Source organism: Chishuiella sp., from assembly GCF_032109125.1.
Classification (GTDB): Bacteria; Bacteroidota; Bacteroidia; order Flavobacteriales; family Weeksellaceae; genus Empedobacter.
The window spans coordinates 165,980-190,478 of the sequence record NZ_DAMCLZ010000001.1 but is presented as its reverse complement, the minus strand read 5'-3'; the positions used below and the strand labels follow the sequence as shown (position 1 = coordinate 190,478).

15 protein-coding genes are annotated in these 24,499 nt (G+C 30.8%); 3 read left to right on the top strand and 12 right to left on the bottom strand.

Annotated features, from left to right (window positions below):
• Positions 1-104 precede the first annotated feature (104 nt).
• The 6 genes from brxL to RT575_RS00790 are packed head-to-tail and all read right to left on the bottom strand — an operon-like array spanning position 105 to position 13,058.
• Positions 105-2,153, bottom strand: coding sequence for a protease Lon-related BREX system protein BrxL (gene brxL, locus RT575_RS00815; protein ID WP_313578053.1), 2,049 nt, complete (start codon positions 2,151-2,153; stop codon positions 105-107).
• Positions 2,154-2,170: 17 nt separating this feature from the next.
• Positions 2,171-4,402: a PglZ domain-containing protein gene (locus tag RT575_RS00810; RefSeq protein WP_313578051.1), complete on the bottom strand. Its 2,232-nt coding sequence runs from the start codon at positions 4,400-4,402 to the stop codon at positions 2,171-2,173.
• Complete coding sequence (pglX, locus tag RT575_RS00805) at positions 4,402-8,103, bottom strand: BREX-1 system adenine-specific DNA-methyltransferase PglX (protein WP_313578049.1); 3,702 nt, start codon at positions 8,101-8,103, stop codon at positions 4,402-4,404. Before pglX ends, RT575_RS00810 begins: the two co-directional genes overlap by 1 nt.
• 30 nt (positions 8,104-8,133) lie before the next feature.
• Positions 8,134-11,778: a BREX system P-loop protein BrxC gene (gene brxC, locus RT575_RS00800; RefSeq protein WP_313578048.1), complete on the bottom strand. Its 3,645-nt coding sequence runs from the start codon at positions 11,776-11,778 to the stop codon at positions 8,134-8,136.
• A gap of 10 nt (positions 11,779-11,788) precedes the next feature.
• On the bottom strand, positions 11,789-12,292 hold the full coding sequence (locus RT575_RS00795; RefSeq protein ID WP_313578046.1) for a hypothetical protein: 504 nt from the start codon (positions 12,290-12,292) through the stop codon (positions 11,789-11,791).
• 22 nt (positions 12,293-12,314) lie between these two features.
• Positions 12,315-13,058, bottom strand: a complete 744-nt coding sequence (locus RT575_RS00790) for a BrxA family protein (protein WP_313578044.1) — start codon at positions 13,056-13,058, stop codon at positions 12,315-12,317.
• A gap of 237 nt (positions 13,059-13,295) precedes the next feature.
• Between RT575_RS00790 and RT575_RS00785 the strand changes: the two genes are divergently transcribed.
• The gene (locus RT575_RS00785; protein ID WP_313578042.1) at positions 13,296-13,694 is read left to right on the top strand and encodes a hypothetical protein; all 399 of its coding nucleotides are present in this window, start codon (positions 13,296-13,298) and stop codon (positions 13,692-13,694) included.
• A gap of 147 nt (positions 13,695-13,841) precedes the next feature.
• Here RT575_RS00785 and RT575_RS00780 read toward each other — a convergent pair whose 3' ends face one another.
• From RT575_RS00780 to mnmE, 6 genes are all read right to left on the bottom strand, one after another.
• Positions 13,842-14,714, bottom strand: a complete 873-nt coding sequence (locus tag RT575_RS00780; protein ID WP_313578040.1) for a toprim domain-containing protein — start codon at positions 14,712-14,714, stop codon at positions 13,842-13,844.
• Positions 14,715-14,934: 220 nt separating this feature from the next.
• Complete coding sequence (locus RT575_RS00775; RefSeq protein WP_313375342.1) at positions 14,935-16,089, bottom strand: VapE domain-containing protein; 1,155 nt, start codon at positions 16,087-16,089, stop codon at positions 14,935-14,937.
• A 114-nt stretch (positions 16,090-16,203) separates the two neighbouring features.
• The gene (locus RT575_RS00770; protein ID WP_313375343.1) at positions 16,204-16,482 is read right to left on the bottom strand and encodes a helix-turn-helix domain-containing protein; all 279 of its coding nucleotides are present in this window, start codon (positions 16,480-16,482) and stop codon (positions 16,204-16,206) included.
• Positions 16,483-16,560: 78 nt separating this feature from the next.
• Positions 16,561-17,355: a hypothetical protein gene (locus RT575_RS00765; protein WP_313578038.1), complete on the bottom strand. Its 795-nt coding sequence runs from the start codon at positions 17,353-17,355 to the stop codon at positions 16,561-16,563.
• Positions 17,352-18,494 (bottom strand): site-specific integrase, encoded by a 1,143-nt coding sequence (locus RT575_RS00760; RefSeq protein WP_313578036.1) that lies wholly within the window; start codon positions 18,492-18,494, stop codon positions 17,352-17,354. The genes RT575_RS00765 and RT575_RS00760 overlap by 4 nt, the downstream gene beginning before the upstream one ends.
• A gap of 183 nt (positions 18,495-18,677) precedes the next feature.
• The gene (gene mnmE / locus RT575_RS00755; protein WP_313578034.1) at positions 18,678-20,075 is read right to left on the bottom strand and encodes a tRNA uridine-5-carboxymethylaminomethyl(34) synthesis GTPase MnmE; all 1,398 of its coding nucleotides are present in this window, start codon (positions 20,073-20,075) and stop codon (positions 18,678-18,680) included.
• Between the two features lie 188 nt (positions 20,076-20,263).
• Between mnmE and RT575_RS00750 the strand changes: the two genes are divergently transcribed.
• Positions 20,264-20,881 (top strand): N-acetylmuramoyl-L-alanine amidase, encoded by a 618-nt coding sequence (locus RT575_RS00750; protein WP_313384480.1) that lies wholly within the window; start codon positions 20,264-20,266, stop codon positions 20,879-20,881.
• A gap of 257 nt (positions 20,882-21,138) precedes the next feature.
• Positions 21,139-24,153 (top strand): SMC family ATPase, encoded by a 3,015-nt coding sequence (locus tag RT575_RS00745; RefSeq protein ID WP_313578032.1) that lies wholly within the window; start codon positions 21,139-21,141, stop codon positions 24,151-24,153.
• The last annotated feature ends 346 nt before the right edge of the window (positions 24,154-24,499 follow it).

Genomic DNA, 24,499 nt, shown 5'->3' with positions numbered 1-24,499 from the left:
AAATATAAATGTCCGTTATTCTACATATATTATATGTTTTTGTATGGAATAACGGACGTTTTAAGTTGTATAATCTGTTCGTATTGGTGAAGAATTTTATTATATCAAATATCCAATATCACCTTCTGTAACAATGTTTGTGCATCCGTATAGAATGGTACATCTGTTTTAGTGAAAATAGTTTGAGGCAAAGTACCAAATTCGGACATGTTTAGCATTGGAACTAAAATGATTTTAGCACCATTTTCTGACAAATTTGACACACGATCTGCAAAATTATTGGCTCTTTCAATTGCTCCACCAATTGAAATATTACCTAAAACAGCTAATCCGCCTTTTAAGTTTTTCTTATATAATGCTGAAATAATTGCCACATAAACGGCAGCTCCAATTCCATCTGTTACATTAGAACCCAAAATAGTCGAAACTTGTAAGTTAATATCAAAATTGCTTAAAGAATGACGTTCATTCAAAATTGATTTTTCGTTCGCTTTTAGGTAATTGTAAGTATTTTTGATATTCTCTTTTACGGCTTGGTTCGATGTACCTGTAATGTTTAATTTACCATTACCTGCGATTGCAACTACTTCTATTTTCACAACAGCGTTGGTTTCGCCATCGTTGGTAGCGGTATAACATGTACCTGGAGCTAATGGATTTGCTTCGATTAAAGACGATCCTTTTTCCTCTGGCAAACCAACAAAAACTTCTTCTTGTGTCTCTTTGTCAATGTATGAGAAATTGGTGTCCCAGAATTCCATACCCCCAATACGTTTTAATTGTTCTTTTACACGGCGACGCATTTCCATTGCAATCGTTAAGTATTTACGGATATCCTCTTTCGTATATTCTCCGTGTGGGTGTAATAGTTTTACAAATCCTGAAACAATACGACGCACTGATTTAGCATCACGTTGCTTTAAATGGTTCCCTAAGGCAAAATATTGATCTAATGCATCTGTGAATGTTATTTTACGCTGTGATTTTAGTAATTCTGAAAAGAAATCTGTACTAAACCCATAGTGCTTCGTAAAGTTTGATGGACTAAATTTTACAATTTCCCAACCAGGTAAAAATAAGTTGATACGATCTAAGAAGGCTGTATCTTCATTAACTTCATCTGATAACGGACTGAATAAATGAGAAGTCTGTAAAACCGTTTCTACAGGCTGATTGATATTTCCGTTTAATATGATCGAAGCTGAACCTGAAATCTCTCCATTCTTCGCACGAGAGAATGATCCCGATTCCATATAATCTTTCATTAATGGAATAGCATCTTTATCTTTAAAAAGCTTATCAGTACTTTCGTCAAAACAAATCGCATCCCAAAGTCCTACAGCTCCTACACGTCCTGAAGCATTGTTCACAAATAATTGCGCAACCGTACCTTGACCACCCGATATTAATATCGCATAAGGTGTTATTTCTTTATAGATGTATGATTTCCCAGATGAACGAGGCCCTAATTCTACGATGTTAAAATTCTTTTCCACCAGTGGAATTAAACGACACAATAATAAATCTTGCATACGCTCGTCCATTCCTTCGCTTTCTGGCTCATATCCCGCACTTCGCAATAATAATTTTTTCCAGTCTGCAGTTTCGAAATTCTTACGTTTATCAACGATCGATGAATTGTCAAAAGACGATAATTGTATGGGTGTAATTTTACTTACTACGAAAGGAAAAACTTTTGATCCAATAGTAATTAATGGATCATATTCTACATCGATAATTGCCCAAATACCTCCTAACAAAATCTTTTCGTGGTATTTTACCAAATCACTACTGATATTGGCATTTTTGATGTTTGAATTTACTAAAGTTGCCCAATAGGTATCTTTCGTCGCATCTAATTCTACCGAAATTTTATCGATGATTTTATAACGTCCTTTCTCTCTGATTTTTGATTGGATTAATGAACTCTCTTCAGGATTTACATAGTGATCGCGTAAAATGGTACGTACATTTTCTAAGCCTTCTTTTATTTTCTCTTCATCATCTGTACTGCAACTATTCGCTAATAAGTATTCTAAAACAAAGGCGGGCACATTGGCTCCCCCTTTAACAATACCTACTAAATCTTTTTTCACCACATAACCTCTAAAGTTATCTATGGCTTGTGTATCTAAATTATCTAATTGAATCATTGTTATATCTTTAGAAATTAAAATAATCCTCCCATATCTCGGGCAGATGATTTGTTCACGACCACTTGGTCTATTTTTTCTTTTGTAGTCGCATCTTCTACCAATACCACAATCTGTTGATGTCCTTCAAAGCTAAATTCTTTATCCCATTGTTGGTCTTTCTGAATCGTGATGGCTTCTACCGATTGCATTGGAATATTGTTTTGGTATAAGGTAATATTTACGGTACGCTGTCCATCAAATAGCGAATCTCCACTTGCTTGGGTTTCTAATTTGATTTTAAAATATTCACCTGATACGTCTGCTAATTGGTTTTTATTTGAAATAAATACCTGTAATGCAGGTTGTGCATTCCCTTTACGCTTGAACATAAAATTTGGAATGATGACCTCTTGCGGTGCAAAACCTCCGTGCGCAAAACCATAAACTCCTGGTGTACGGAACGGACTATCGGATTGTGCTACATTGATGTACTGGTATTGCTCATAAGTTTTTGGAATGCTCCATAAGATATCCGTCTGTTGTTTTTCTACCGAGCGAATGTAACGTTCACTTTTACTGTGATTTCCTTCAATAGATACTTCTAACTTATCGGAATCTGATAATAAACCTGTTAATACAAATCCGTGATCGGTTACTAAATGTACTTCTTCATAACCCGCACGTAAAAGTTCTTCAATTTTTTTGATTAAAACTTTTTCGAATTCTGCGAATAATTTAATGGCATCCAACTGCAATTTTTCACCTGCGCTGTCAATATCCTTGTAGGTTAAAACTAAAATAGGATCTTGTGTTGTTGCATTGGTATCCACTAATTTCTTGAATGCGATTTCTTTCCCTGTACGTTTAAGCAATTCCTTTTCACGGTCGCTTTGTTTGGCTAAGACCTGCTGATCTCCCACATATAAAGCCGACATATTATGCTCGGTTTCTGATGGTAAATCGGCTAACATCACTTGTTTTTGTACTTCGTAGGTTTTATCAATGGCATTGGCAACCGCTTCTGCAATTTCCCAACGTACGCCATCGCCTACAATTACCGCCAATTTCTTCGTTGAATTTTTAATCAAATCAACCAAATATCCTTGTTGATTGCTTTGGTAATCGTCTTTGTAGGCGAACCATTTATCAATCAATTCTTGGTTGATACTTTGGTAGTATTCTTGTATCGGTTTTAAGATACTTTCTTCGTTTAAAAACTCTTGATACAAGTTGCGTATCGCACGATCCAAAGCTTGATATTCGGTGGTGTAATATGCTACGACCTCTTTTAAACTGAATAGCTTCGTAATTTTTGAAGGATCAAAACTTAAAACAATACTGATATCTTTCCACCACGTTGGTACTAACGGATTACGATGGTTTCCTATTCTTTTCTTAATGGTACTGTGGTATTTTGTTTTAAATGCCACATTATGCAAATTCGCCACCACATCTACCAATTGTCTGCGGTCTATTTCCTCAAAACAATGGTTACTTTCTACTTCCCAATGGTTGATACCCTGTGGTATCGTAAAATGCTTTACGTATTGTTTCAATACAGCTATGTATTGGTTACTGTCTAACCAGTTGGTGTACCATACTCTATCTTCTGTAGCTTTGTTCTGTACGATGTTGTGCAACATTTGCTCGACCACTTCTTGTACGAGTACCTTCAATGGTTTATCTGAAACGGGTTGTGCAACAAAGGCAAACAATTTATGACGAACGTACTGAATTACTTCCTCTGCTTGTTGTTGTTCCCAAACTTCTGGATTTGAGATTAACGGTAAAATTTCGTGCTCTAAATTCACGACATCTGCTAAACCTTGTAAGACCGATTTCCACCATTTGATGTCTTTCCCCATACTTGCTTTAGCAGCAGTTAACAGCTCTTCTTTGCTTAACTGTATTTGTAAGCCTGTTTCGGCAAATAACTTTTGACGCAACCATTCTTCGGCATTGGTATAATCTAACAAGCCGTGGGTTTCGGTGTAATCAAATAAAAAACTTAATTGCGGTTTCGGTCTTTGGGAATAGACAATTGTAGGTTCTTTCGGGGCCTGTTCTATGGCAACCCGAATAAACAATTCTTCTTTTACACGTTGCCACTCTTCTTTTAAGGTGGCATCTACTGTAATTACTTGCAAAACCTGTTGCTCCCACATTGGGAGCAATTGTTCTAATTGGCCGTCTGGATCTACTACCATGACCAAGTTTCTACGGCTCAACTTATTTTGTAGCTCTTGCTGTATCCATTGATCTACCATTACCAGTCTGCGTTTAGGTATTTTGTTAACTGAGGTGCTTTTAAAATATCGGCTTTTATCATTCCTTTTTTCTGTAAAGGCGCAATATTTTTAGCCACACCGCTGTCTAATATCGGGTTGTAATTTTCTGCGATTAACTCATCTAATTTTGCCTCATACGCCTCTAACTCGATGAATTGATTGGCAATAAGTTCTTTCTCCGCTTGTGCAGCTGCTGAATCTGCTTCGCGGATGTCTGATAAACGCAATTGCAACTGCTCTCTGCGTTTGGCTACATAAACGGCTTTTAATTTGAAGATGCTATCGCGGTTCCATTGGTAAATGGATGTGTACACTTCAAAAGCTTTGTATTTCCCCGAAGATAAGTGCCAAATAAATGGTGACTTTGGTTGGAACATAAAAAGATTTAAATGATTAGATAAATCTTCAAAGAAATGTTCTTCGATATATTTCTCTAAAGGCTTCCCTAAGAACTGATCTAATTCTGCTATTTGTGCTGCGGAGAATCCTTGCTCATGTAAGTGATTCACCAAACGATCGATTAAGCGAGTTTCTAACGCTTGTGCATACAATGGAATAATGCCATCATCATCCTGTGCTAATAAGGTACGGATATGATCGGTTACAAACTCTAAAGCAATTTCTTTGGCTTTACCCATTGGTAGAATATTGGCTTCTTTGAACCAATACCATACATTGATCGGGTTAACTTGATGACGAATACAGAATTCTTCTAAATCGTTATTTGATTGATATAAAGTTTTAAAGCCTTCTTTAATCTCTTTTACAACATCTTCTTCAAAGGTTTGCTCTTCTAAGTTTTTAATATACTCCACTACTTCAGGCAATGGATTCTTTAATCCTGCTAAAAAGGCTTGTTTCGCTTGATTTGTTATTGGTAAAGATCCAATAGAAACACCTACACTTTGGATTACCATTTGATAATCCGATTCAGTTAAATCATAAATTTGAAAAACTACATTATTAATGATTGTTTCATTAATTAATGTTTGGGCAACATAACTGTTTACATCAATTAATACCTGTAATATTTCTTTGTGAAATAACTCAAATTGGCCTTTTAACTTTGTTCCATTAAATAATGGATCAATTAATTCTGATTCAGCAAGTTTTTTAATATATGAAATATTAAATTCAACAAGCTGTGTAACTAAACTTTCTTGATTATTATTCGGACTAATAAATGGTATTCTCCATATATCTCCTTGATTGATATTGACTGTGGGATTCAAACAATTAGAAATATATGTAATTAATGACGAATTTAGAAAACCAATTATATAATTGGTATTACTAAACTTTTTAGGAAAAATTCCCGATCCTCCAGCGTCTGTAATATGATTTTGTGGCAGAGTCCTAAATGATGCACCTTTGCTACCAGCAGCTGTATATGTTATGCCTTCATTAAAATAAAATTTTTCATTTTGCGGTCGCGATCTTTGTTTTCCATTTTCGTCGACTAAGTTTTTTATTTCATAACCATTATCTTTCCAATTTATAACAGACCATAGGTTTCCATACCATTTCTTAAATGGTCCCCCTTTAGCATATGGAACCCATTTTAATTTATCTGTACTATAATCTTTTGAAATATTATTTATATTTACTTCCCACCAGTATCTTATAAATCTATTATTATCACCAGTTGTTAATCCTTTAACAATGAATAAAAATTCATCTAATGATTTGCCTCCAAACTTCTCTCTAAATTCATCGGAAATCCAATAAATAAACGGCCAAGAATCAATTATTTTTAGCTTTTCTTGGTCTAGGAAAATGTTGTGCTTATTTGGATTATTTGCAATACAGTCGTTTAATGCTTCTAAACAAAAATCTTTCTTATACTTTTCATTCGGTGTTCTAGTATATTGATTTAAAGAAATAAATAATGATTCTTCTTTAGTTTTTTTCCCTTTCTCTAAAACATAGAATGCAGGATCAACCATCACAGCACCAAATAAATTACTTAAACCATAATCTACAAAAACTGAAATATGTGTTTTCTCGATGATATATTTACGAACATTCTCAAATGTTTTAATGTACATAAAAGTTAAAGGATGAATCATAGCTACTTTTCCTACCTCGTTGGTTAATTCGCAACAACGTTTGATGAAGGTCGCGTATAGATTGGTATGAAACTTATACGGTTTTTTGTAGTGTTTTTCTACAAAGGTTTTTAATTCAGGACCAAAATCGGCTGAATCTGTATAGGGCGGATTGGCAACTGCTACATCGTATTTGTTGGTTAATACATCCAAATAAGTTACCGCATTGGCTGCTTGTACTTGGATAAAGTTTTGCACCCCTGTAGAGGCGTACTTGCTTACGGCTTTGTACAAATCGTTAATAAAAGATTTACGGAAAGACAAGTAGGTTTCGTTTTCAGCAGAAGTAAACAAGGTCACTTCTGATTTTTCGAAAGCCGATAAGTGTTGTTCTACAATTTCTTCAATACGGATCAATGCTCCAAACTTATGAGCTTGCATTAAATCGTCCCACAAACTGATCACGACTCTTTCTACCGCTTGTTCGGCAGTCGTTTTTTTCTCTTCTGAAGGGAAGAAAATATGTTTTACCTGCTCGTAAGGTGGTAAGATAAAATCGGAACTTACCAAATTGAAATGTTCAATTTTGATATTGCGCTTTTTACGTCTTGCTTTGATGTACAGTCCCAACTGTGCAATTTGAGCCGCACGGTTGTCTAAATCGACTCCGTATAAATTGTGTTCTAAAATAAATTTCGGGATGTCGCGTTCGTCGTAATCGGCACCAAAATTATCGATTTGGTCTTGGTACAAATCATAAAACACATCAAACGCATACAATAAGAAATTTCCCGATCCCATGGCAGGATCGATTAATTTGATTTCAGTTAATGGTTTAGACTCACGAACACGTTCAGTAGGTGCGTTGGCAATGGCGTATTTGTTTTTGATGTCCGAGTGCGGGTACATTTCCAAATACTGTTTTCCTAAACTGTTATCCACCAAAAACTTTACCACCCACTTTGGTGTGTACACCTGAGATTGTATGGATACTTTATCGTATTCTGTTTTGGCTTTAGAATCTTTGTGGGCTACTTTCTTGTAGTTGTTATAACTTTCGTACAACCAACCCAATACATCATCGGATTGCCAAATGGCATCATCCACATCTTTGTCTACTTCTACGGCATTAAAAGCGTCGATAATTTCCTTTAAGTCCATTGCAGAAGGCATCAGATGATAATAATCCGATAGACTATAAAGAGGTAAGTTTTCTGCTAAGTTTTCGAACTCGAAGCTGATGAAATCCACCAAACCTTCTTGTTCTTGTTTACGCTTGTCAGGAAACTGCTCTAAGTAAGCTGTGTGTGAAAACGAACGATTTCCATTTTCAGGACGTTGCGTGATCATTTCTGGAATTAAGGTATGCGCTTCTGATACTTTTAAAGCAGCAATACGGTTGAATAAAGTAAATGTTAATTCATCTACTAACTTTTCGTACGCTTTTTCTTTTGTTCCTGTTTCGTCTTTTAAAGATTGAAACACTTCTAACAAGCGTTCTTTTTCTTTTTGTTGTTCAGCCGAAAGGCTGATTTCTGTTTCTTCTATAGTGATGCCTAAACGATCCAATCTGTTGCTCACAGCAGATTGAACCTTTTGGCGTATATGATTAGTATGATCTGAAAGTTTCATTTAATTTATCGTGTTTTCTATGGTTCGGTTTTAGTCCTCAAATTCAATTTCATCGTCAGGTTGCGCATTCGCTACTTTCTGTAATTCTTTGGTTAACCACGCTTTGTAATCCACTACCGTCATTTTACTTGTAGGAATTTGCGTTTTAATTTTACGAATGACAGGCGTAGCTGGCTCTTGTACTTGCGTTGTTGGTGTGTCAGTACCATCCGTTGTTGGCGGTGTAACTGGCGCTGGCGCTGTACGAATAATGGATGCTTTTTGAATCTCTAAGTGCGTGTCGTTTTGGTTGATTAAAGCGGTAGCTGTCGCATATTCAGAAAACGAGAAGCCCGACTTTTTATTCACGATAGAAAAATCCAACTCTAAATCGCTTACAGCACGTTGTTGCGCAAAGGTTAACACCTTTTTCACCTCTGATAAAATACCCGCATTCAATTGATTCGGTAAAGCCTCGATATCCAATTTAATATCTTCCGCCTTAGTCTGTAGCTTTTTAAACTCAACAGCATACTGATCGATAAGCCCTTTGAATTTAGCGTGATACTTATCTTTAATCTCTTGCGCTAATTGTTGTAATTGTACAAAAGCTTTGGTAATATCTGTTTTTAACAAGGCCTCATATTCTTCCATTTTATCCGTTACCGAAGCATCTAAAGCATTGGCTTTTAATAAATCGGTTTTAACGTCTTGAATATAGATGGCCCAATCTTGTAATTTCTTCAAGTTCTTTTTAACGAATTTCTCCATTTTATCCACTTTCAGAATTACAGCTTCTAATTCTTCTTTCTGGGCAATAAAGTCATTCACTCTGCTGATGTAATTATCAGGTGTCACTTGACTTGTGAATGCATTGATGTAATCTTTATGTTCTTTGGCTTTCGGGAAATAGATGGTAAAATCTTTCACATTATCCGTTAGCTGTTGGATTTTTTGTACATATATTTTCGAAACATCTCGAATAGCCACCGCTAATTGGAAATCGTTGGTGTTGTAATCTACTTTATACCCCTCTACTTTTTGAACAGTATAATCAAGTTCGTTGTTCAAGAAGAAATCAACGACCTGCTTTTTCTGGTGTGCAGAAAGGGATTGTGTATTGGCTTTGAAAGATGCTTTTTTGAATTCATTTGTTTTTGAAAACACTTCTAAAGCCCCTTTATCTGTTACGGCATAAATAGGATTGGTTTGTGTAGGCGTTTTAACGGCTAATCTTCCCGCTCGTAATAAGGCAGCTAAGGTAACGATTACCGTTCCGTAAGTATAACCAGTAGGTGCACCTGCTAAATTTGATTCGATATCTGATCCTGGTACAAATGAGTTTCGAATAAGATTGGTTATTTCTTCAACCACACTTAAATTTTCTCCCACAAAATTTCCGTTTGCATCAAAAAAACCAAACTCTTTGGAATTAAAAAATGTGGCTAAACGACTTGGATTTTGCTCTTTTACCACTTGTACGGCTACTGCTTCCTGCATTTGACTTTGCAGTCTTTTATTGTACACATTCGTTACCATTTTACGCTGTAGATTTTGTACTTCAGCAGCATAATTAGCATCATTCAGTATCGTAGTATTAAAGCAATAAATTAACGTAGCGTTGGCTAATGCTTTGTCGATTGCATTTTTAAGCGCATGTTCTTTATCCTCTTTGTTACGTAATAAATTTTGTACAACTTTTCCTTCTTCAGTACTCTTACTTGGGTATTTTGCTTCCACTTGCTCAATACGAATTATCGCGTCAATCAATTTATCTATTTCTGTAAAATGATCGTTTTCTGGATACAAAATAGCCATTCCTTTTTGTTCGTCGTATTGTGTTTTTAACTGATTGATTTCAGCCACACGATTGTCTTGCATCGTGTATAAACTCTTAACTTGGAACGCTAATTCTTTTGTATTTGGGTTTGCAATATCATCCTTATCATCGGATTGCACATTAAAATTGAACTTTATACCATCCGTTACACTACTTAATTGACTGATCATACTTGACTTTTTGTAATAGTCAATTAGTCTTCCCTTTTTTAGGAATCCTTGCACGGCAAAATTGTTCATCTCGTCTAATATCTTTTGCTCGACATCAGTCGTAATTTTATAGGTATGATCTGTTTCAATTAAAATTTTAGCCTCTACTAATATTTGTAAAGCCTCTTTAATTTCATTCTGCTTCGTGATCACGTCATCCGCATTATTGAAATACGCTTTTGCTATATTTAAAGAGGTTACTTTAACTGCATCAGAATCATGTAGAAATTTTATAGTTTCTGATAATTTTCTCCCATCAATTGAGTGATTTTCCAAAACCTTTTCTGCAGTCTTATATCGGGTTGAAATACTGGTTTCGGGTTGATTATTAGCTTCTCGTGCAATTTGCCATCCAGTTACCGTGTTATATAAATCATCTTCTTTTACTAATTTACGTAGGATGTCGAAAGTCGTAATGATCATCCCACGTGCCGCTACTTTCGTAGAAGCATATCCCTTCGTCCCAAACAAGAAATTTTGTAGTAGGCTGAATTGGTTTTCATAAAATGGATAATAAGCGGCGTAAGAATCTACTGTTGACGTATTCGATATACCATAGCCATTTAAATTGGAGTGATCTCCAATTTTACCGGAGTTGGATTGATAATATTGATTTAATAACTGAACGCCTTCTTCTGTTTTTTTAAGGATTCTACTTTTGATAATGGTATCCACTTCAGTGGCTTCTAAGTGAATTTTCTCCACAAATCGGTCTGTCACTTTAACCAAGGAAGCCTTCGAAATATTTGCATTAGAAATCACGTCATCTAATTTTTCCTGAGCAATTGCAATGGTCCATACTTTTTTACCCAACGTATTTAATGCCTCAGAGACCCCTTCTAAATCCAATAACTTTAGTTTATTTTGATTCACCGCTTCCGAAGTTTCATCAAACATAAATACCACAGTCGCGTCAGTTTTAACTTCTAAGTACGATTTTAATTCACGTGCTAAATCAGCCGCTGCAAATACACCAATGGCATTTCTAACCGATGAAAATAATTGATCGTATTCTTTTTCTGATAAACCAGACTTTAAATGTATATCCTTACAAGCCGTAAAATAAGTACGCATATTTCCTTTTAATGTAGCCCAATCTTTTCCGATTGTGTCCTGAACATGGGCATAAATATCCGACTTGCCTGCAGCAATCATCGAATTGAATAACATGTATCCATATTCGTCTTGCGGAAGATCAATCGTTTTTAAAAAGTTCTTAAATAAGGTATAACTAAACCCTTTTGATGTATCTTGTTTTGCAATATCAAGAAACACGACAATATTATTGTAACGGTCTAATTTTGCAATTTTATTTTTAAAGAAAACTTCATCATTAATCCCAGTAAATCGGTGTAATAAACGTTCTCTTGATGGTGTTCCATTTATAGATTGATTGGCTAACAAATACCCAATCATTTTTGAAAAATAGGATTTACCTGATCCATAAAAACCAGAAATCCAAACACCAGTTTCAACAGCGTTAGATGTGAATTTATCTATAAATTGTTCAAAATCTTTCGCTAAACCATCGGTCACAATATAATCTTCAATTTCCTTTTGAATTTCATTCTCAGAAACATCCTCGATATTAATCACGTTCTTAATGTCGACCGATAGATCAATTGATAATAAATCTTTAATTTTCATGTGTTACTGGCTATATTATTTTACATCTGTCTTGAGATGCAATTCTTTTATTTAAAAAAACTAATTGATTGTTTTGATTGTATTCTGCAGGATATAAAAACACGGCAGGCAATGAAGCATTCATGATCAGTTCACTTCCTGAAAAAGTAGCTAAATCAAAATGCGTAGCATATATAACACCTGTATTAATTACTACAGGGATCTTATTCACTGAAAATGCCTCATTAATTTTATCTAAAATTAGATGATAGAAATCTTGTTGTTCCTCTAAATCATTTTTAAAAATTCGATCTAGTGAAGATGGCCAATGCTCAAAGTAAAATTCAATATCTTCTTTGTTATTCGTAACAAACTCTACTAACAAAAGATTCATATCTACAATGTGGTATTTAGATTCTTCTAGTTGTTTGATTTCATTAATGAAATTAATTTCTTCAGAAGGTTTACAAACTAATAGAATAGAATTTCCACCATTCGCTTGCAATTTAATTTCAGAATCCTTAGAAGAAACCAATCTTTCCAGTTCTAGAATTGCATTATGCGGATTTAAGTATTTCATAAAGTTGATCGTAGTTAATAGTTGGATTAATTTTTAAGCTGTCCCCGTTATATTGAATTTCAACGTATTGAATAAACTGCTTATTAAGCACCTTTTCAACGAAAAATTCTTGTTCGTAGAACGAATACTTAATCCAATCGGAATTAATTTTATTGGTGTTTTCTTCAGCTATCGTTAAAAAATAAGCAAATACTAAAAATTCTTCGCTAGATAAATTTTTATAGACTATTTCTTTTTTTTGAACTCCAGATAATAATTCAAATTTCTTTAATAGAGTTAAATACTTAGAAGCTGTAGTTGTAATCGTAGATTCAGACCAGCTCTTTAAAGTATCCTCTGTTTTTTGAAGTTCAACAAGACAAGCAATGACTTCTTCTTTTTTTATGATTTTACGTCCTGAATAATAAACTGGAAAAAACACCTGGTTATTTAGATAACTAAATAATTCATTATTGAAGGAAAATAGAAGAAATAATAAATAACTATTCTCTTCTATAGACTGCTTTTCTATGAATGGAAGTACTAAATGATTTAGATTTTCATTCGTAGAAATGAATGACTCTGTAATTGCCTTTTTGAATCGATTAACCGACTTAAGTGTTCTTATATCAGAATATTCCACATGGCTTATTTCCTGTAATTCAGTCTTTATCAAAAAAGTTTTGATCAGATTGAATTCAGGTAATCCACCAATGATATTTATATTTGAATTGATTTGCATTTTATAAAATGTAAATATACAAAATGTTAAATTGCTAATAAAGTAATAACAACGGATATATCCTTACGGGAAACCGTAATATATATCACATTTTTAATTTTATTTTTTTAATATAACAAATATAATTTATTGTAACGACAGAATAAGTCGCTTAGATAATAAGAGATAATAAAAGTGTACTAAAGAATTATAGGCTATTGAAAGAAAAAATTATACTTTTAGATTATAATTAAAATTATGTGTAAAAATTTTTCAGATATAATCTTTTGTACCTGCTCAGACTTTAGTGAAGAAATGATTGATCAATTAGAGAATTATTGGGTGTTGTATCGATACAATGAAAAGCTAGATATTGTTATTGTAGGTGAAATTATTTTAGATCCACTTTTTAAAGAAGCTAATTCAAATAATATAGTGGAAATAATTCTAAAAAAATTAAATACAAATTCATTATTTGATAAATTATTAAATTTTGAAAAAAATGATCGATTACAAGTCTATATAACTTTAAACAATAATGGTATAAATTTCGGTTTTGAATTTAACGAAAATCTTTGGAAAGAAATTGACTATGATTTTTATACTTGGACAAATAAATTTGAGGCTATCGATGGAGGAAAAATAGACTTAAAATAGAAAAAATTATTCAGATATTTAAGTAACACTTTTGAATTTAATATAAACTGTTTATTATAAAATTTACTAATCATTTTCTATCTTTACCTCATTAAAATAGTAATTACGTGCGCGTAAGCTATCGTTAATCACACACACGAAGTATAATCACCCTTTTAAATGAATTATGAATTCATTCAAATCTTTGAAGTTTTTATAAAAAGATGAATCATCTTTTACTTTATTTTTTAATTCATTTTCTAAAAAAATTGTTGCAGATTTTCCAGCAGTATCATGGTCAAAATAGGTTTCAATTTTTTTATAATTATTAATTAATTCTGATTTTTTTCTGAGTAAAGAAATTGAATTTAATATTAAAAAATCTGATAAAAATTCTTGAGCTGGAAATAAAAAAATATAACTGATAAAATCACTCCAACTTTCAAATATTTTTACTTGATTTTGATTATTTTTTATCAAAGAAATATCTTTTTTTACTAAACACATTTTTACATATTTATTTCTAATTTCATATCCATTTTGAATATTTGGAAATGCAATTGCATAATAGTATTTTCCATTTAATTTATAATGAATTTCTTTACAATATCGATTTACAATTTCTAAGGGAAGTTTTCTTTCTTCTAAATATTGAATGAGTGGAAATGATGAAATTTCTTTCAATTTTAAAATTTCATATTCATTTTTAGTTTGAGTCTCTTTTATATTTCTTTCAATAAGAAAATCATTTTGCTTTTGAAAAGAAAAAGAATTTTCATTAAAATATTTTAAAACTCCTTTTAAATCCGTTTTTAAATAATGGAGATAAAAGTCTACAATTTTTCCACCTAATCCATTTCCATGATCAAACCAAATATCATATTTATACATCTTCGAAATATGAAAAGATGGCGTTAGTTCATTTGGTCTAAATGGTGAAATAACCCATATTGACTTTTCTGATTTATATAAAGGATTTACTCCAAATTGCTTCATTAACAATTGAACAAAATCAAGTTTATTTATGTCGTTTAAGTTCATTTTTTGAAAGTTTAATTTTAAATTTTACCCGTTCTACCCGTTCAGTTCTTTCTATTACTAGGTTTGTGACTATTTTTACTACTAGTTCATACCCGTTCGGACTTATCCATAAATTAAATTTTGAATAGGTATGAATAAGTAAAAACATTTAACTTACCCATAATTATGTTCCATAAATAGAGACTTTGAATAAGTAGAACGGGTTGAACGGGTAGTTTTTTTAAAACTTCATAAATTCATAGTAATATTCGGATAATTTTATTTTGTATTTTTTTGTTCTTTCCTCCCCTACTCTAAGTTTTTTATAACCTATATTGTTTAATAGTTTACCAAGCACAACAGGATGCTTGTTTACAGATACTTTTCTTAGTTCAAAAGAAAGTTCAGTAACAGTCAAAAAATCATCTTCATTATCACTATAATCTACGAAAGAAATAATCTCTTCTTCTTCTCGAGAATAAGACCTGAATTTATTATTCTTATCATCATTATAATTTAATTCATCGCTTGTTAAAAATGGATCAAAATTTTTATCTTTATAAGCTAAATGATAAGCTTGAGACCAAACAATATTAATATCAATATTAGAATATGAAAAATCGATAAAGTCAATTTCGAAAACTAACCATCTTACATTGCTATTGTCTTTTAGTATTCGAATTTGATTGGTAGACCCTAAAAATGAAGCTATACGTTCAATTCGTTCTGATTTTCTCCCATAGGGTAATCGCTCATTTATACTGTCCTTTGAAATAAGAGATTTAGTAAATTCTATATCTTTTGTCATAAAATTTTGCATTTCATCAAGATTTATTATTAAGCATTTGGCTATTTTAATAATAGAATCTTTATCGTTACTGATGTTCTCAGCTATATATTCTTCCAAAATAGGTGGACATAAGTATCGAATAAAAGTACTCTTACCTATATTTTGTTTAGGGCTATAAAAAATAATTGCGTTTTTGTTAACTATTTTCTTTTCACAAGCACAGAGGATTGTGCGAACTAGAAACTTTCTGAATTGTTGATTAAAAAACTCTTGATGTTCATTTACGACAATTTTCGATACCAATTCGCCTATATAATCATATCCATCCCATTTTGGTAATAGGTTATGAAAATAGTTTTTAATAGGGTTATAATGATAAGATGTAGCTTTTAAATAGATTAAAAGCTTGTCAAACGAAATACGAATATCATTCCTTTCGAGTTCAATGTAAAGACGTTCTAGATTCAATTCATTGTAATTATATTCTCCGTGAATTGAAGATTCATAAAGGAGGCTAATGTTATTAAATCTGATATCATATCTATTTTTTAGATATTCCTCTAGCTGGTCGAATACAGAACGTAACGACTTATAATTTTTGTTCATAAAATGATTGAATTATAAGTTTTTTGCCTTATCTTTGACTTAGGATTATAAATAAGACAAGGCAAAAACTTTGTTAATAATATTTGAAGTGTTTATTGGGGAATAAACACTTTTTTATTTTCTAGTCTTTGCATATTTTGAAGCTTCATTTTGCAATTGAAGTTTACTTTTCGATTTATTAGAAAGTAGCCATTCATCAATTTCTTCTTTATCAAAGAATAAGTGTTTCCCATTGGGTTTTGAAAATGGTAAAATATTATTTTGTACCATTTTATAAATTGTCGATTTAGAATAGCCTGTATAATCAGCTAATTCGTCTGGGTTTAAAACTTTCTTTTTATCAAGTAATAAACTTTCAATACTTAATAATTTTTCTAAAATTAAATTGTCCATTGGTATATTGTTTTTATGATTATATCACCAAAACTACATTAACCTAAAAGTGGAAAAGATGGAAAAAATGGTTTACCATTAAAATTTATTAAAGAGTTCAATAATTTCATCACTTAATTTCGAAATCGTATGCTTATGATTTCCAAACTGTTTATAATTATATATATTATTATCATTAGAGTTTATGAAATAAATTAAGAAATCATCATTTATTTTATTGAAAGTTACATTTTTTTGGATTTTCAAATTGTTGTAGAATTCTCTTAATGTAGGTACATCTGCTTTTAGTCTAATAGGCTTTTTTAAAAATAAATCTTTAAAGTCTATTAATTCTAGATTATTTTCTACTAAAAGGTCATTATCAACGAAGAAATTATATAATTTTTTCAATTGTTCTTCGGATAATTTATTATTAGTATTATCACTCGAGTTCATAACGTCTACCTTTTCTTTTTTTTGACTGCTTTGTTTCGAATGAATATTCGTTACATTATTATTTTGTTCGAAATGATTATTCGTCTGTAAATTATGAAAGGTATTAGAATTATCAATTGTATCAATATTAGTATTATGATTAATTTCTGTATTATTGATTGTTGTTTGTACAGGTTTATGTTTCTTCGAATTAATTTTTCTAATTACTAGTACAATTAAAAGTAAAGAAGTTAAAAATATAACCAACCAAATAATTAAAGTAATATCATCATCATTTGAATTTGCCTTATATCCAAAAATAATACTGTTAATTAAAGTTATGAAGGGAAGAATTAATACTTTGTAATTATTACTTAATTTCTTAATTAAAGCAAAATAAACATATATTATTAATCCTGTTAATAATATGATTTTAATGAAGTCTATTAAAGTATTCATAATTCTAAGTTTAAAGTTGGTAATAAGTTAGAGGCTTCTTTTAGTTTTTTGTCTACGATTTTAGCGTAAATCTGAGTTGTGCGAATATCTTTATGTCCCAAGACTTTCATTACAGTATATAAATCTGCTCCAGCTTCCAATAAAAGTGTAGCAGCTGTATGTCTAGCACAATGAAAAGTAATATGTTTTGTAATTCCTGCTTTCATACACCATCGTAATAGTTCCGTATTAGTAGCTGATCCATAATTTAGATTTACAAAAACTCTCGAATTTCCTATTTTTCTTTCACCTAATAGTTCACGAGCTTGATTATTGATATACATATATTCTAAATCATCTGTTTTTTGTTGAGTGAAAAAGATTCGATGTTCATTATTTTCATCACGTACTTCATTCCAAGTCAATTTATATATATCGCTCCAGCGTAAACCTGTTAAGCAACTAAATAAAAATGCCTTTTTTAGTATACTGTATTTACATTCTGTAGAAGCTAATACTTGTAATTCTTCAGAAGTAAGATATTCTCTTTGTGATTCTTTTTGTTCGAATGATTTTATTTTTAGAAGTTTTGGATTCGTAAGGTAACCTTCTTCGTAAGCTTGTTTAAGTGTTGCTCTAAATCGATTAAAATAACCATATTTAGAACCATGTTTTAATGGCAACCCATGTTTTGTTATTGCATCTACATCCAAAAATCGTTTGAAACCACTCACAGATTCTACAGTTAATTCAGCTAAAGTAATTGATGGATGAAAATATTGATCTAAATATCTTTTTACAGATTTCCAAGTAGCATAATTAGAAAGATATGAGGATCTATTTTCTTTTAAAATTTCGAAGTAATCAAATAATTTAATCTTAGATTTTTCACGATCTACAATACCAAATTTACCTTGCAGGAATTCCGTTTTACGAATTGCTACTATATTTTCGGCTAATTCTATTTTCTCTTTATTTTCTTTCTTTTCACTAGCATTCTTAGGATCAATAATTAAATAGCCTATTTGCTTACTTAAATATTCAAATTCACGGTTATGAATTTCTCTTCCGTTCTCATCTTTCTTCGAACCTTTATAATATTCAATATAAAGACTAATTTTACCAGAGTTTAGTTTCTTTTGTTTCAGACTTATTTTCATAGTGGATAAATTTGAAGATGTAGAATTCTACATCTTTTAAATTCTGTAAATAAAAAGGTGTAGATAAGGTACAAATAAAGTACTAATAACAACTTTTTAACTCATTCCAAATATAAAACAAAAAAACCTAACAAGCACTATATTAAGCACTTATTAGGTTTTCATTGTCCGTTATCACCTCCATTACTTACCGATACAAAACTTACCGAAAATAGTTCCTAAAATATCCTGATCCACATCTATTTCACCAGTAATATGACCTAAATATGTTAAAGCTTCGCGGATATCCATTGCTAATAAATCACCAGGAAGTCCCATGTCCATTCCTTGTTTTATTTTACCAATTTGCGAAAGTGTATTTTGTAATGCTTCCAAATGGCGAGAATTCGTAACAATAGTATCGTCCTGATTAGTACCTTTTAGTTTTATTTGATGAATTAATTGTTCTTTTAACGCATCAATATTAAACTGATCTTTAGCAGATATTTCTAAATGTACAACATCTTTAAACTCATGTTTTATAGCATCCGAAATAACAGATTCATTATTCGTTACATCTATTTTATTGGCAACATTAAACAATATTTTACCACGCTGTTGTAAATCGTCCAATTGTTGTGCAATCTGGTTATCGGCTGTTATATTAGCATCATAGAGATAAATAACAATAGAAGCATTATCTATTTTCTCGAAAGTCTTTTCGATCCCGATTCTTTCTATCGTATCACCTGCCTCACGAATACCAGCTGTATCTATAAAACGGAAACCTACTCCGTCTATATATAACGTTTCCTCTATCGTGTCACGTGTTGTTCCTTCAATGTCAGAAACTATTGCACGTTCTTCATTCAACAACGCATTTAGTAAAGTGGATTTTCCTGCATTTGGAGCACCAACTATAGCAACAGGAACACCATTTTTTATTACATTACCAAAGGCAAAAGAATCTGCCAAACGTTTCAAAATATTCTGTAATTGATTCAATAAAGCATAAAATTGTGTACGATCTGCAAATTCTACATCTTCTTCAGAAAAGTCTAATTCTAGCTCCATTAAAGCTGCAAAATTGATCATTTGATCTCTCAAGTCTTTAATTTGATTAGAAAAACCTCCACGCATTTGCTTAATTGCTATTTCGTGTGATGCTTTAGAATCCGACGAAATAAGATCTGCGACAGCTTCTGCCTGTGTCAAATCCATTTTTCCATTCCAAAACGCACGAAAAGTATATTCTCCAGGATTTGCATTACGAATTCCTATTTTATTCAATAATTCTAATACTTTTTGTTGAATGTAAATGGAACCATGTGTAGAAATCTCTACAACATCTTCTCCTGTATATGAGTGTGGATTTTTGAAAATAGAAAATAAAGCTTCATCAATAATCATATCTCCATCCATTACGTATCCTAAATGAATAGTATGAGATTCTGCATCAGTTAACGATTTTGATGAATTAAATTTAGATTGATAAATCTGAGCAACCTTTGTAATTGCTTCTGGTCCAGAAACACGAATTACAGCTATTGCTCCCATTCCATTAGCCGTAGCTAATGCACAAATTGTATCATTATTTAACATTGTACAAAGTTACTCGATTTTCATGAAATGAAAATCATGATAAAAATAAAAAAACAAGAAAAATCTAATCGACTATAATATTGTTTTACAGCTATTTATACATTTTTTATTTCTTAACATTTAAAATGATAGAAAAAATGCATAATATTTGTAATTGAATTTACCACATCAAAGTTTTAAAAATCAAAATGAAAAAAATTATTGGAATTTTTTGCCTGTTGATTACAACAGTTACATTCGCTCAAACAAATAATGCGGATTCAATTTTTACTCATAAATACACAATTATTCTAGATGCTGGTCATGGAGGAGATGATACGGGTGTAAAAACAGACGAATTTCAAGAAAAAGATATTGTACTAAACATTGCCAATGTAATCAAAAACAATAATCCTTCTTCTAAAGTTAACTTTGTGATGCTTCGTAATGGCGACGAGCAAATTATCAATACGCAAAGAGCAAATAAAATCAATGAATTAAAACCTGATTTGGTTCTTTCTCTTCACGTCAATTATAATATAAAAGAAACTGTAGAAGGTACTGAAACACATGTATCACCAATGAATGCTTTTTATGATAAGGCAAAAGAATTAGCTGAAAAGATTTCAAGCAACATTAGTTCTTTAGGGTTTAAAAACTTAGGTGTAATTGATACAAATTCAAAAGTTTTAAGAGATTCTAAAACACCTACTGTTATGATTGAAATAGGCTATTTAACAAATGATAAGGATAGAACATATCTTATTAACCAAAAGAATTACATAAATATTGCTAATCAAATCTATAAAGCATTAGGTTTAAATTAAATTATAGTAAAAGTTTTTTTGGGGGCAATGCCTGCGGCCCGCGCTTTATCGCTCCCAATCTTTTTACAATGTAAAAAGGATTTCCGCTACAATCGCTATTGCAAATAGCAAGATATTCTAAAAGAAACAATAACAATCGTTTCATAAAAAATCATAATAATTAATCTATAAATACTGATAAATCAAGTCTAAAATTCTCTTTAGTTTTTATAAATTTGAGGATATTTATATCAGAAAACTTTTTAGCTTAACAAAATATGATTCCTGTAAAACTTACTATAGAAGGTTTATATTCCTATCAAGAAAGACAAACAATCGATTTTTCTTCTCTAACCGAAGCTGGACTTTTTGCCATTTTTGGAAATGTAGGATCTGGTAAATCTTCTATCTTAGAAGCTATTACATTTGGATTATATGGTAATTCTGATCGTTTAGGTAAAACTGATTTTGCTTACAACATGATGAATTTAAAATCGAATAAGTTATACATCGAATTTGAATTTCTAAATCATGAGAATAGGTTATTTAAAATTACACGGGAATATAAACGAAATAGCAAAAAATTTGACAAAATAATCAATTCTGGTGTTGTTTTATATGAAAGCATCAATGATGAATGGATTCCAAAAGAAAGTTCCGACGTTGAACCTATTCTTGGATTAAGTTCAGAAAACTTTCGTCGAACAATTATTATTCCTCAAGGTAAATTTCAGGAATTTATACAATTGAAAGCAACTGAACGTACTCACATGATGAAAGAGATTTTTAATCTTCATCGTTATGATTTACAAGATAAAGTTGCTGCACTCAACAGTAAAAATCTTACGCAACTAAATATTCTAAAAGGTAAACTTTCTGGTTTTGAAGAAATTTCTGAAGAAAATATCAAAAATACTGAAGATATTTTTCTCCAAGAAAATGAAATTGCTTCTGCTTTACAGAATGAATACAAAACAGTTAATGATAATTTTCAACGTCTTAAAGCATTAAAAAATGATGTTGAAAATTTAAAAATAAAAAAAGATGAATTTAATCATCTTACTGAACAAAAAATTGAAGTTGATAAACAACAAATTCAATTGCAAGAATATGAAACAGTTTATCAAGCTTTTCATCAATTATTGTACGATTTTTCTAAAACTGAAAAAGAAATACAAGTCAATCAATCAAATAATGAAAGTTTAAAAAAGGAACTTATTCTTTTAGAAAATGAACTTTCTACATTATCTGAAAAAATTAATGAAATAAAACCTGAGTTTGAAAATCTTCCTAAAAAAAGACAAGAAGAGAATGATTTACAATTAATTGATGAATGTATTTCTCTTCAAAAATCAATTGATGACAATAAAATTCGAACAGAAAATGGTTTGAAAAAAGTTGAAGAAGTTAAATTAGCTGAAAAAGAAATTGAAAACCAAATAAAACAAACTGAAAATGAAATAAAAGAAATTCAGAAAAATAAAATTAATTCTTCTGAATTAATAGAAATTGGAAATTGGTTTTCTCAACAGCAAAATAACACAAAAGCTTTAGCTAATCAACAGCAAAAAATTGATAAACTAAATGAAAAAATAGAACAGATTTTATCTAAAATTAAAGTACTTATTCCTGATTTTACTGAAACAAATCAATTAAATACTATTTTAATTGATTTGGATGAAAAGAAGAAACAATTAGAAGCCAACAAAACAAAATTAGAAGTTCAGCAAGAATTATCTCATTTCGCTCATAACTTACATAACGGCGAAGCTTGTCCGCTTTGTGGCGCTTTAGAACATCCACAAATTATTGAAGAAAAAGATGTTTCTGTTCATTTAACAAAAATCAATTATGATTTAAAATCGACAAACGATTTATACAATGAATTAAAAACAATTTTCTCTGAAAAAAGTTTTATTGATGAACAATTGAAAGCTGAATCTGATGAATATAAAATAATTGAAAATCAATTATCAAATCATTTAAAAACTTTTGTTTGGCAGAATTTTAATCCAAATAATTTTGCTGATTTCGAAGAAAAAAGAAACGCTTCTCTCCTACTCGACAAAACGATTGACGAAAAAAATAATTCACTTTTTGTTCTTAGAGAAAATTTAGAAAAATCTAAAGTAAATGTAGAGCGTTATTCAAAAAAATTAGAAGAAATTAAAATTGAAGAAATTGAGAAACAAGCACAAATAAAACAAAATATTTCTCAACTGAAAACTCTTCGTTTTGAAGATTATATAAGTAAAAATTCTACTGAAATCAAAGAACAACTTACAGCATTACAGTTAAAAAACTCTAATTTAGAAAAGTCATTCAAGGAGCTAACAGAAAAATTCAACGAATTGAATCCGAAAGTTTTTGCACATAAAAAGTCAATTGAAATTTCAGACCAATTAATTGTAACATTAAATACTGAACTACAAAAATTGACAGCAAAACTAAAATTAGTTCTTGAAGAACAAAAAATAACTTCTGTTGAGGATGTAAAAACTATTTTAGCTTTAGAACTTAATGTAGCAAAAATACGTGCTGAAATACAACAATTCACCATTCATTTTGAGACTTTAAAAAACTCGATTAAAGAATTAGAATCAAAATTGGAGAATGTCTATTTTGATGAACAAACATTTGAAAATGAACAACTAAAATTAGCTGAATTAGAACAACGTTATAAGTTAGCAAATGAAAAAGTTATTGAATTGAAGACAGAAATAGCTCGACTAAAAAAAGCATTCGAAGAAAAGAAAGAACTTTTACTTGAACTAGAAAAATTACAAAAACGAGCAGAAAATCTCAAAATCATGCAAAATATGTTTTACAAAGCTGGTTTTGTACAATATGTTTCGTCAATTTATCTAAAACAATTATGTGAAAATGCTAATGTTCGTTTTCATCGAATGACAAGAAATCAATTGAGTCTTCAAATTAATGAAACGAATGATTTCGAAATAATTGATTATCTAAACGAAGGAAAAAGCAGAAGTGTAAAAACGCTGTCTGGAGGACAAGCTTTTCAGGTTTCACTTAGCCTTGCGTTGGCTTTGGCGGAGAGTGTACAGTCGAATGCACAATCAGATAAAAGTTTCTTTTTTATTGACGAAGGTTTTGGTACTCAGGATTTGGATTCGGTAAATATTGTTTTCGAAACATTGCTTAGTTTACAAAAAGAAAATAGAATTGTCGGGATTATATCTCATGTCGAAGAACTGAAAGATAGAATTCCAATGTCTTTAGCCATAACAAAAGATGAAGAAAGAGGAAGTTTAATAGAAGTTTTAAACTAATTTAGTTAATAGAAGTTTTAAACTAATTTATTTAATAAAATAATGTTATATAATTTTTGATCTTTAACTGAATTGTTATACAACAAACAACATAAAAAAACGATTGCTTTTATAAGCTAAAAAGTTATGTAAAAAACATTTTTTTCTGAATTATACAAACTTTTCTTTTTATCCTTTTTCTCTAATTGTTTCTATTGCAATAAGGATTGAAGTGAAAATCCTTTGCTAATTGAATACATTTGAAATTCAGCTCTTTAACCAATTAGTAAAGATTGGAACGGAAAGCCTGCCCGAAGGGATTGTCCAAATAATATAATAACTTTAAAAGTAGAGTTTATTCTGTACT